Genomic DNA, 11193 nt, shown 5'->3' on the forward strand with positions numbered 1-11193 from the left:
CGTTGTCGCGCTGGTGCAGGCCGATGGAGGGCTCGTCCAGCACGTACATCACGCCCGTCAGGCCCGAGCCGATCTGGCTGGCCAGCCGGATGCGCTGCGCCTCGCCGCCGGAAATCGTGTCCGCGCTGCGGTCCAGCGACAGGTAGTTCAGGCCGACGTTGTTCAGGAAGCTCAGGCGGGCCTCGATCTCGCGCACGATGCGCTGCGCGATCTCCTGCTTGGCGCCCGTCAGGTTCAGATTGCGGAACCAGTCCAGGCAGCTGGACAGCGGCATGGCCTCGACTTCGTAGATGGCCTGGCCGTGACGTTCGCCGCCGCGCGGGTCATGGCCGATCAGCACGTTGCGCGCTTCGGGGCGCAAGCGCGAGCCGGCGCAATCGGGGCAGGTCTTGATGTTGCGGTACTTGCCCAGTTCCTCGCGCACCGTCGCCGAGTCCGTTTCGCGCCAGCGGCGCTCCAGGTTCGGGATGACGCCTTCGAAGGTATGACGCTTGACGGTGCTGCGGCCTTTTTCGTTCAGGTACAGGAACGAGATTTCTTCTTCGCCGGACCCGTACAGGACCTTGTCGCGCAACGCTTCGGGCAGCTCTTCGAAGGGCGCCTCGATGTCGAATTCGTAGTGGGCGGCCAGGCTGGTCAGCAGCGAATGCGTGAAGGCATTGCGGCGGTCCCAGCCGCGGATCGCGCCGGCGGCCAGGCTCAGCTCCGGGAAGGCGACGACCCGCTTGGGATCGAAGAAGCCGACCTGTCCGATGCCGTCGCAACTGGGGCAGGCGCCCATCGGATTGTTGAAGCTGAACAGGCGCGGTTCCAGTTCGGGCAGGCTGTGGCTGCACACCGGGCAGGCGTAGCGGCTGGAGAAGACCTGTTCGCGCTCGCTGTCCATGTCCAGCGCCAGGGCGCGGCCTTCGGCAAGCTGCAGCGCCGTCTCGAAGCTTTCGGCCAGGCGCTGCTTGCTCTCGGGCTTGATGCGCAGGCGGTCGATGACGACGTCGATATCGTGCTTCTCGGTCTTCTTCAGCGGCGCCATGCCGTCGATTTCCACCAACTGGCCGTCGACGCGCAAGCGCACGTAGCCCTGCGCCTGCAGGCTGGCGCATTCGTCCTCGAAGCTGCCTTTCTTGCCGCGCGCAATGGGCGCCAGCACCGCCAGCCGCGTCTCGGGCGTCCAGCCCAGGACTGCGTCCACCATCTGGCTGACGCTCTGGGCCTGCAGCGGCAGGCCGTGGTCGGGGCAGTAAGGCGTGCCGACCCGCGCGTAGAGCAGGCGCAGGTAGTCGTGGATTTCGGTGATGGTGCCGACGGTGGAGCGGGGATTGTGTCCCGCAGCCTTCTGCTCGATCGAGATGGCCGGAGACAGGCCCTCGATGAGATCCACATCCGGCTTGTCCATCAGTTGCAGGAACTGGCGGGCGTAGGCGGAAAGGCTTTCCACGTAGCGCCGCTGGCCTTCCGCGTAAAGCGTGTCGAATGCCAGCGAGGATTTGCCGGACCCGGACAGGCCGGTGACGACCACCAGCTTGTGGCGCGGCAGGTCCAGCGAGACGTTCTTGAGATTGTGGGTGCGGGCACCCCGGATGCGTATGGTCACGTCGGTATGGGTAACGTCCAGTTGCGTCGTCGATGGCGCCTTTGATCCTGCGCACCTTTTGGGCGCATTTAAGCGGTTTCAAAGGCCAACTTGGTACTATAGCGCGCCGAATCCTCTCGCGTTCAAGGCCGTTCATCCGGTTGGACTGGCCCGAGGCCGGCGCCGCACCGCAAGCATCAGACCGTGAGCGTATGACATGAGAAGCATGCGCGCCGCCCTAGTCATCGTTGAAATTTCCGCATGCCGGCAGATAAAAAACTGAAATTGACCCCTTCCGAGCGCCGCGCCAGCGTGGCCCTGGCCGGCCTGTTCGCCGCGCGGATGCTGGGCCTGTTCCTGTTGCTGCCGGTCTTTGCCGTCGCCGCAAGCGGCATGCCGGGGGGCGACGATCCCGTCCGCGTGGGGCTTGCGCTGGGCATGTACGGCCTGACCCAGGCGTTCATGCAGATTCCCTTCGGTCTGGCGTCCGACCGCTGGGGGCGCCGTCCGGTGGTGATCTTCGGGTTGTTGCTTTTTATCGCCGGCAGCATTGTCTGTGCGCAGGCGACGGACGTCTTCTGGATCACCATAGGCCGGGCCATCCAGGGCGCCGGCGCCATTTCCGCCGCCGTCACCGCCTGGCTGGCCGATGCCACCCGCGACGAGGTGCGCACGCGCGCCATGGCGATGGTGGGCGCATCGATCGGGCTGTCGTTCGCCGTGTCGCTGGTGCTGTCGCCGGTGCTGGTGGGCTGGTGGGGGCTGTCGGGCCTGTTCTGGACCATCGCGTGCCTGGGCGTCGTCTGCCTGGCCGTGGCGCGCTTTGTGGTGCCCGTGGTGCCCCGCACGCAGGCCCGCACGATGCAGGCGGCCAAGCCGCGCGAGGTCCTGACCCATCGCGACCTGCTGCGCCTGAATTTCGGCGTCTTCGTGCTCCATCTGATCCAGGTGTCGCTGTTTGTCGTGGTGCCGGCGCTGCTGGCCAAGGTCGGCGGGCTGGACGCGCGCGACCTGTGGAAGGTCTACCTGCCGGTCATTCTGGTCTCGTTCGTGCTGATGGTGCCGGTGGTCTTCGTGGCCGAAAAGCGCCGGGCGCACCGCGGCGCGCTGCGCGCATCGGTTGCCGGCCTGGTGCTGGTGTGCGCGCTGCTGCCGGCCGCCAGCCATGGCTTTTACACGCTGGCTATCGCGCTGACCGGATTCTTCGTCGCCTTCAATGTGCTGGAGGCGCTGCAACCGTCGCTGGTCTCGCGCGTGGCGCCGCAGGCGTACAAGGGACTGGCGCTGGGCTTCTACAACACCGCGCAGGCAGCGGGCCTGTTCGCGGGGGGCGCGCTGGGCGGCTGGCTGGCAGGGCATTCGGGCGCCAGCGCGGTGTTCATCGGCGCGGCGGTCCTGTCGGCCGTGTGGCTGGCGGTCACCTGGGCGCTGCGGCCGCTGGCCTGACGGCTGGGGCTTTCCCCCAGGCTTTTGAAAGTCGCGGATCTGGCCCCGAACAGCGTCCAACAGCGCCGAAATGGTTTGCCCGCGGTGATCGATTTGTCACCGATCCCGTTTGGCGCGGCGGGCGCTTTCGTCGATAATACGCATCAACACAGGCTTCACCTGGACATCGCCGGTCATCGCTTCGAGGACCGGCGAGTTTCATGAAGCCGGTCTTCAACATCGCTTTTTTATGTTGTTGCCGGCGCGCTCGCGGCAACGCAAGTCGCAGGCTGTCAACAACAGAGGGACATCGGCATGGCATCGGTTAACAAAGTCATACTCGTGGGCAATCTGGGTCGCGACCCGGAAGTCCGCTACAGCCCCGACGGGGCGGCAATCTGCAACATGTCGATCGCCACGACCTCGTCCTGGAAGGACAAGGCCAGCGGCGAAAAGCGCGAAGAAACGGAATGGCACCGCGTCGTCATGTACAACCGCCTGGCTGAAATCGCCGGCGAATACCTGAAGAAGGGCCGCTCGGTCTACATCGAAGGCCGCCTCAAGACGCGCAAGTGGCAAGACAAGGACACCGGCGCCGACCGCTACAGCACCGAAGTCGTCGCTGACCAGATGCAAATGCTGGGCGGCCGCGAAGACGGCGGCGGCGGCGGTGGCGGCAACTACGGTGGCGGCGGCTACGACGACGCGCCGCGCCAGCAGCGCGCCGCCCCGGCCCAACGCCCGGCGCCCCAGCAGCGCCCGGCTCCCGCAGCGGCCCCGGCCAGCAGCGGCGCCAACCTGGCGGATATGGACGACGATATTCCGTTCTAAATCCGATCGCGCTGACAAGAACCCACCCATTCGGTGGGTTTTTTTTGCGCTTTCGAATCATCGCGGTACGTGGCAGCGGGGCTGGGTTCGCGTGTTCACAGGCGCCGCAATGGCACGGTTCCCGTGGCATGGCGCGCGCATTTTGCTCGGCTAAGGCAGGTTTGGCCCCCTGTTCTTAATGAAGTCATCCAGCAGAACAGGCTAAGATCCGATCCGTCACAATTTTTTTGCATCGGGGCCGCTTCAGGCCTCGTCCGTTGAAATGGTGCGTTCCATCCTGGGGGCGGCCGGCCCCAAAGTCGCGCTCGACACGCAAGTGAGCGTCAATACCGCAGCGCGTTCCCGCCTGAATCCTCTTGAGCTGCAGGCGCGTTTGCGGCAGAAGCGCACGACCGCCTATGTCGAGGCCATGACCCGACTGGATGCCGGCGGCCACGTGCACGGTAAAGCCGCCACCGACGCGCTGATGGCGGCGATTCGGGCCGAGTTTCCGGATGTGCAGATCGACGCCTGGCCCGTCGGGATCATCGCCAAGTGTTTTTTGGGGGCGCCGTATGAGGTGCATACCCTGGAGGCGACCGGGGGGATCATTCAGCACTTCAAGGGGGGGGAATCCTTGCCGCAAGGCATGGAGCGGGCCAGATCGTTGGCTCGCAGCGGCCACTACGCCTTTATCGAGGTCTATACCGACAAATTGATCGCCGTTGGCGTCAATGGTCAGACCGCCATCATCGAAAACTGAGCAATCAAACATGGCAGAGCGCATTATTCAAGCGGCGGACCTGAGCAACATTCTTGGTTCGCTGCGCAATTTGCAGGGCGATATCGGCACGGTGTCAGGCCAGGTGGACTCGGTCGGCCGGGAGTTGAACCAGACGCGGGCCGAGCTATCACGGCTTGAACAGGCGTTCGCCGATTTCGTGGCGTCGGATCTCAAGGCCAAAGAGCTCGCGCTGGCCGAGACTCGCCAAGTGAAGGTGCGCCAGGAATTGGACACGACGTACGAGTTCTACGGGATCGTGCGGCGCCAGGCCACCGGTATTCTTCAGGCCTCCGATATCCAGCTCGTACGCACTGAAACGTTGCGCAGCGCCACCGAAGAACTCATGATCTCGGCGCCGCGCTACTGGCTGGCTCCGGCGCTGGTGGCGCTGTCCGCCTGGCTGGGCGACAACCGCGAACTCGCGGAACGAGCGCTTGCCGAAGCCATCCGCCGTGACGATGAAAAGACATCGCTTTTCTTTGCGCTGATTGCGCGCCGGGCTGGCCGCAACGAGCTCAACCGCACGTGGCTGGACCGCTATTTCGGTCTGCAAGACCCATTCAAGCTTGATCGCCAGACGGTCATCATGGTGGACGCGCTAGCGAACGGCGTGTTCGGCGCTGAAGTCGCCCTGCATTGCACCAAGCGCATCGCCGACTGGATCGACGAGTTGTCGGCCCGGGCTGGCTTTGTCGAAGCGCAGCGCAATCAATGGGGACGTGCGCTGTTGTCGAAGGCGCCGAATGAGGATCACGGCAACCGCTATTCGCATCTGAAGCGCATGAGCCCGACCTGGCCGGAGCTGAACCGGGCGATCAACGGCGTGGCTATGCATGCAGCCGTGCTGGCGCATTTCGAGGGCGTCTTCCAGGGTGAAATCCGGCCGGCCGCCAGCGTGCTGGTTGCGGTCGATGATCTGTTGAGCAAGCTGGTCACGCGCTTCGATGACGAAGAGTTGCCGCTGCGTCGCCAGGAGGAGCTGTGCCGCCTGATCATCGAGGAGGGCGGTGACCGCCGCGAGGCGCAGAAGCGCTTCGATCTTCAGAGCGCCGCGCTGGACGAGGAGGTTGATTTCACGCAGCTCCTTACCAATGCCGCGATGCATCCTGAAGTGTCCCACGTGACGCGCGCAACGCAACGCTTTGCAGTGGCTCACTCGCGCGATTGGATTCTGGATGGCCATGCCGATGTCACCGCCAAGGCTCGCATGGCGGTGCCGGCAGACGTGCACCTCGAGATCGAGGGTTGGCAAGGCGTTACGCAGGATGGCAGCAACGAGACCGACCTGCTGCGCAGTCTGGAAGATGAAATTGCCGCCCGCGAGGCCCGGGATCTTGCAGCCATCAAGTTCAGCGCCAAGCATTGGTTGGGCGTGGCGCTGAGTGTCGCACTCATTCTTGGCTCCGTCAGCGCAGGCATTGTGCCCTTGCTGCTGGGCGGCGCGGGGCTTCTCTGGGCGTACCTCACGCATCGCCAGTTGGAGACCAAACGTGCGAACGTCAAGGCCAACTATGCCAAGCTGCGCCAGCAGGCCGGCGATGCGCTGCGGGCCTGCCTGGCCGAGGTCGTTGAACTGCGCCGCGATGTCGCGGCTCGCGACGACGTGTCGGTTCGCGTGACTCAATTGCTCGAGGGCATCAGCCCGGAACAGCACGTACTTTCCTCCCATGATTCGGTACGCCGCGTCATGCTCAAGGCATAAGGAACCACGATGATCCGCCAGATTTCTCCGGGCCCCAGCCTCGTGCCCGACTCCGCACCGGTTGCTGAACCGGTCACCACGCTTCCCGCGAGCCCGGCCCCTGCTGTCGTGCCCGCCGAATCGCGCGACGCGCTGGCAGGCGCGCTACCCGCATGGGATCTCATGCCCGCATCTCCGTTCATTCGCCGCATCAAGTGAGCGCCCTGTCCGGCCTGATCGAAACGCCGCGCAGCTACGCGCAGTGGTCCGCCTGCCTGGATCGCCTGGCCGAGGGAATCCAGGACGAGGCCTGCCTGAATGCCATGCGCGCGGGCGACCTCAATGCCGGCGGCGCGGTGGTCACGCTGTTTTCACAGCGCCTGGCTGATGAGTTCAACGCCCGACTGACTCGGTGCTCAGAACATCTGACTCGCGATCTACGTGCCGGCGGCGACGAAAGTCTGGTCGTGCGCGCCATCCTGAATGCGCGAACCCATCTGGCCTTTCTGCATCGGCTGGCGCAGGTCGAAATATTCCCCGCCACACTTCGCACTCACCTCACCGACGAGGTGCGCAAGTTTGCACAGCGCGCGCAGCAGTCGTTGGAAGATAGCGCGAAGGCGGACCGGAGTGGCCGCCTGGGCGTCGTGCTGCGCAACAATCCGTTGATGCGCTACGAGCCGGTCACGCCGGCGTCGTCGTCAGGGCTGCCCCCGGCCCAGGCTGCCGTCGCGACAGCGCAAGCCCCTATTACGCAAGCCGGCGTGCGCCGGCGCAACATCATTCTCTGATACCGATCCATGAGCGATACGACTGAGTTCAAAGCCACGCTGACGCGCTACCTCAAGGCCCGCATCCCCTTCATTTCGATCCGCAGCGCCGAGCGCAGCCGGGTGCTGGAACTGCTGCGTGAAGTGGTGGCGCCGCTCAATGCGCCCGTGTTCGTTCATACCCTGTCGCAGGGCACGCGCGAACTTGCGACGGGCCGTAGCGTGAACGAGGACCGCTCGGTCACCGGCGCCGTCGATTTTGCGAGCCAGCAGTTCGCGCAGCGTCAGAACCTGTCGTGCGTGCTGACCGAAATCTCGGACATCGAAGACGACACCGCCTCCGCGCGCCATCTGCTCGACGTCGTGATGCTGGCCGCCGAGCATAGCGGCGTGGTCGTTGTCATCACCACGAAGCCCGTGTGGGGGCAACTGCAGCGCGCAGGCATGGCGCTGACGCTGTCCGCGCCGAGCGAGGACGAGATGTACGCCATCATCCATGACACGCTCGAAGCGTATCGCGGTCACTTCGACATCGAGTGGGACAGCGAGGACGAGCGCCGCGCAGCAGCGATCCTCGCGGGCATTTCGCGCATCGAGGCCGAGAACATCATCGCCACGTTGCTGGCCAACGGCCGCATCGCAAAGAGCGACATGGTCGAGCTCATGCACGCCAAGGACCGCATCTTTGCCGACATCAGCGGCATCGAACGCGTGTCGGTACGGGGCAATGAATTGAGCGTGGGCGGGCTGGGTGGACTCAAGGCCTGGCTCGACAAGGAGCGGCCGCTCCTGACCGCCGATCTGCGCGAGCGTGGCATCCGGCCGCCGCGTGGGGTATTGCTGGTGGGCGTGCCGGGCTGCGGCAAATCGCTGTCGGCCAAGGCCATCGCCGCAAGCTGGAGTCTGCCGCTGTATCGGTTGGACCTGTCCACAATTCATGGTCAGTACCTTGGTCAGAGCGAGTCGCGGTTGAAGGACGCGCTCGCAACGGCCGACCACGTATCGCCCTGCATTCTCTGGATCGACGAGATCGAGAAAGGGCTGGCGGGCGCGCAAGGCTCCGGCGATGGCGGCACCTCGACGCGGCTGGTCGGGCAGTTCCTTTATTGGCTGCAGGAAGCGCGTGCGCGCGTTTTCGTGGTTGCCACCGCCAACGACGTGTCCAAGCTGCCGCCAGAACTGCTGCGTCGCGGCCGCTTTGACGAGCTGTTCTTCGTGGATCTGCCGACCCCTCAGGAACGTCACGAGATCATCGACATCTACGTCAAGCGCGGTCTGAAGGAAACGCAGCCGCCGGCCTTGATGGAAGAGTTGGTGGAGCTGTCCGACGGCTTTGCCGGCTCCGACCTGGAAGCTGCCGTGCGCGAAGTCGTGAAAGAGGCCTATCTCAATGGCGATGCCGCCGCCACGCCCGATCTGTTTCGCGACAGCTTCCGCAACGTGGTGCCGCTTTCAAAGACAGCACCCGAGCAGATCGAGAGCATTCGCGCCTGGGGGCGCGAACGCGCGGTGCCTGCATCTGGCCAACCCATCGGCGCAGCCATTGCGCCATCCCGGCCCCGGCGTCAGGTGCTGGGCTGATCGCGAGGCAACGCTGGCGCCCCGCGCTCAGGCGGCCGGGACAAAAGCCTCAACCAGAAAATCGATAAATGCCCGCGCGCGAGCCGTCTGGTTGCGGCGCTGCGGGTAGTAAACGAACAGATCCGCCGACGGCAGCGCGAAGTCGGGCAGCACCACCCGCAGCCTGCCGCTTTCCAGATATTTGGCCAGATCCCATTCCGACCGGATGAGGATGCCGTGGCCGTCCAGGGCCCAGCCCAGCACGATGTCGCCATCGTTGCTGGATAGCCCGCCTTCCACCTTCACCACTTCGACGCGGCCTTTGTGCGTGAATCGCCAGACGCCGTGCGCCTCGTGGTTTTGCCGGTGAAGAATGCACTGGTGATGCGCGAGGTCGGCCAATGTTGCCGGCGTGCCGTGCGCCTTCAGGTAGCGGGGCGACGCGCACAGAAAGCGCCGATTGGTCATGATGCGCCGGGCGGCGAGGCGCTTGTCGGGCAGTTCGCCGAAGCGGATGGCCAGATCGAAGCCGCCTTCCACCAGGTCGACGGGCCGGTCCGTTACCTCCAGTTCAACCTGCACCTGCGGATAGCGCTTCGCAAAGTCGGAGACCAGCGGCGCGATGGTCGTGCGGCCGAACCCCAGCGTGGTATTGACGCGGATGAGGCCGCGCGGCTGGGCGCTGCTGCTGGACACCACGTCTTCCATCTCGCGCAGGTCCGCCAGGATTCGCGTCGCATAGGCCAGGTAGGTCTCGCCTTCGTTGGTCAGGCTGATGCTGCGCGTGGTGCGGTTGACCAGCCGCACGCCCAGGCGCTTTTCCATCAGGGCCAGGCGCTTAGTGGCCGCCGGTGGCGTCAGATCCAGTTGCCGCGCCGCGGCGGACAGGCTGCCCAGCCGGGCGATCAGCACGAAGAACTGCAGCTCGGAGGCGAGGTCGGCTTTCACTTAGAGTAAATAATCAAATGAACTAGGGTGAATTCTAGGGCAGGGATGCGCCACTAACCTATCGATTCCCGACGCGATCCAACCGGAGACAAACCATGAGAATCGTCGACATCCGCGAGCAGACGCTGCCCATCAGTTCGCCCATCCGCAACGCCTATATCGACTTCAGCAAGATGACGCTGAGCCTGGTCGCCGTGATCACCGACGTGATCCGCGACGGCAAGCCGGTGGTCGGATATGGCTTCAATTCGAATGGCCGCTATGGACAGGGCAAGCTCATGCGCGAGCGCTTCATCCCGCGCGTGCTGGAAGCGGACCCGGACACGCTGGTGGACGGCACGGGGCGCAACCTGGATCCGCACAAGGTCTGGGACGCGATGTTCAAGAACGAGAAGCCCGGCGGACACGGCGAGCGGTCGGTGGCGATCGGCACCATCGACATGGCCGTGTGGGATGCGGTCGCGAAGATCGAAGGCAAGCCGCTTTTCCAGCTGCTCGCCGAACGCTACGGCAGTGGCCAGCCGGACCGGCGGGTGTTCGTGTATGCGGCAGGCGGCTACTACCATCCGGGTCAGGACCACGCCGCGCTCAAGGACGAAATGCGCAGCTATCTCGACCGCGGCTATACGGTCGTGAAAAAGAAGATCGGCGGCGCGTCGCTGGACGAGGACCTGCGCCGGATCGACTCGGTGCTCAGCGTGCTGCAGGACGGCCAGAAGCTGGCCGTTGATGCGAACGGGCGGTTCGACCTGGACACGGCGATTGCCTACGCCAAGGCGTTGTCGCAATACGACCTCTTCTGGTACGAGGAGCCGGGCGATCCGCTCGACTTCGAGCTGCAGGCGACGCTGCGCAATTACTACGACAAGCCCATGGCGACGGGCGAAAACCTGTTTTCGATGCAGGATGCGCGCAACCTGATCCGCTATGGCGGCATGCGCGCCGATCGCGATTATCTGCAGTTCGATTGCGCGCTCAGCTACGGGCTGGTGGAGTACCTGCGCACGCTCGCGATGCTGCGTCAGCACGGCTGGTCCGCAAGCCGTTGCGTGCCGCATGGCGGGCATCAGATGTCGCTGAACATCGCGGCGGGCCTAGGTCTGGGCGGTAACGAGAGCTACCCGGATCTGTTCCAGCCCTTTGGCGGCTTTCCGGATGGGGTGAAGGTGGAAGCCGGCTACGTCACGATGCCGGACCTGCCGGGCATCGGCTTCGAGGGCAAGTCCGATCTGTACGCCGTGATGCGGGCGCTGTCGGCCTGATTGCCGGCGATGGCGGTCCCGTTGGCGGTGCCCGCGGGACGCCGTATGGGCTCATTACAAGACTGCCGCAGCGCATTCGCTGTTGCCGACCCGCATCACGACATAAATTGTTTCACTTTACCCGCTTGCGTCATCTATCTAGTAGTAGGTAAGATTCATCCCATCGACGCAGCGCACACAACAAACCGCCCGGCGCCGAAATCAGAAATACAGTAGGACCGCTTTTTTATTTCCCTCGACGTCTACCTACAGGTAGATAGCTAACTGAAACGCATACTGCATCAAAAACTGGAGATTGACCATGAAGACCCTCGTATCCGCCCTGATTCTTTCCGCTTCCTTCATCGGCGCCGCCCAAGCTGGCGAACTGGACTATCCGCCCG

At 64.5% G+C, this 11193-nt stretch carries 9 protein-coding genes and 2 pseudogenes; 9 read left to right on the forward strand and 2 right to left on the reverse strand.

Translation table 11 applies throughout. The features are described from left to right. Positions 1–1591, reverse strand: a pseudogene (locus RT697_RS21115) (excinuclease ABC subunit UvrA); the annotation flags it as partial. 240 nt (positions 1592–1831) lie between these two features. On the opposite strand from RT697_RS21115, the gene RT697_RS21120 reads away from it, so the two are divergent. The 7 genes from RT697_RS21120 to RT697_RS21150 all read left to right on the forward strand — a co-directional run bounded on the left by RT697_RS21120 (position 1832) and on the right by RT697_RS21150 (position 8621). Then, positions 1832–3016, forward strand: a complete 1185-nt coding sequence (locus RT697_RS21120; RefSeq protein ID WP_313701541.1) for an MFS transporter — start codon at positions 1832–1834, stop codon at positions 3014–3016. A 294-nt stretch (positions 3017–3310) separates the two neighbouring features. After that, positions 3311–3826 carry a single-stranded DNA-binding protein gene (gene ssb, locus RT697_RS21125; RefSeq protein WP_175124763.1) on the forward strand — a complete coding sequence of 172 codons (516 nt, stop codon included), beginning with the start codon at positions 3311–3313 and terminating at the stop codon, positions 3824–3826. Between the two features lie 262 nt (positions 3827–4088). After that, positions 4089–4568: a hypothetical protein gene (locus RT697_RS21130; RefSeq protein WP_313701542.1), complete on the forward strand. Its 480-nt coding sequence runs from the start codon at positions 4089–4091 to the stop codon at positions 4566–4568. A gap of 10 nt (positions 4569–4578) precedes the next feature. Further along, positions 4579–6291: a hypothetical protein gene (locus RT697_RS21135; protein ID WP_313701543.1), complete on the forward strand. Its 1713-nt coding sequence runs from the start codon at positions 4579–4581 to the stop codon at positions 6289–6291. Positions 6292–6300: 9 nt separating this feature from the next. After that, positions 6301–6489: a hypothetical protein gene (locus RT697_RS21140; RefSeq protein WP_313701545.1), complete on the forward strand. Its 189-nt coding sequence runs from the start codon at positions 6301–6303 to the stop codon at positions 6487–6489. After that, positions 6486–7061, forward strand: a complete 576-nt coding sequence (locus RT697_RS21145; RefSeq protein ID WP_313701546.1) for a hypothetical protein — start codon at positions 6486–6488, stop codon at positions 7059–7061. Before RT697_RS21140 ends, RT697_RS21145 begins: the two co-directional genes overlap by 4 nt. Before the next feature lie 9 nt (positions 7062–7070). Then, complete coding sequence (locus RT697_RS21150; RefSeq protein WP_313701547.1) at positions 7071–8621, forward strand: AAA family ATPase; 1551 nt, start codon at positions 7071–7073, stop codon at positions 8619–8621. A 27-nt stretch (positions 8622–8648) separates the two neighbouring features. On the opposite strand, the gene RT697_RS21155 is transcribed toward RT697_RS21150, so the two are convergent. Continuing rightward, positions 8649–9548, reverse strand: coding sequence for a LysR substrate-binding domain-containing protein (locus RT697_RS21155; protein ID WP_313701548.1), 900 nt, complete (start codon positions 9546–9548; stop codon positions 8649–8651). 95 nt (positions 9549–9643) lie between these two features. On the opposite strand from RT697_RS21155, the gene RT697_RS21160 reads away from it, so the two are divergent. Continuing rightward, a complete protein-coding gene (locus tag RT697_RS21160) occupies positions 9644–10810 on the forward strand; it encodes a mandelate racemase/muconate lactonizing enzyme family protein (RefSeq protein ID WP_313701549.1) in 1167 nt (388 codons plus the stop codon). 301 nt (positions 10811–11111) lie between these two features. Next, positions 11112–11193: pseudogene (locus tag RT697_RS21165) on the forward strand (DUF4148 domain-containing protein); the annotation flags it as partial.

Source organism: Achromobacter sp. (assembly GCF_032113835.1).
GTDB lineage: Bacteria > Pseudomonadota > Gammaproteobacteria > Burkholderiales > Burkholderiaceae_B > Achromobacter.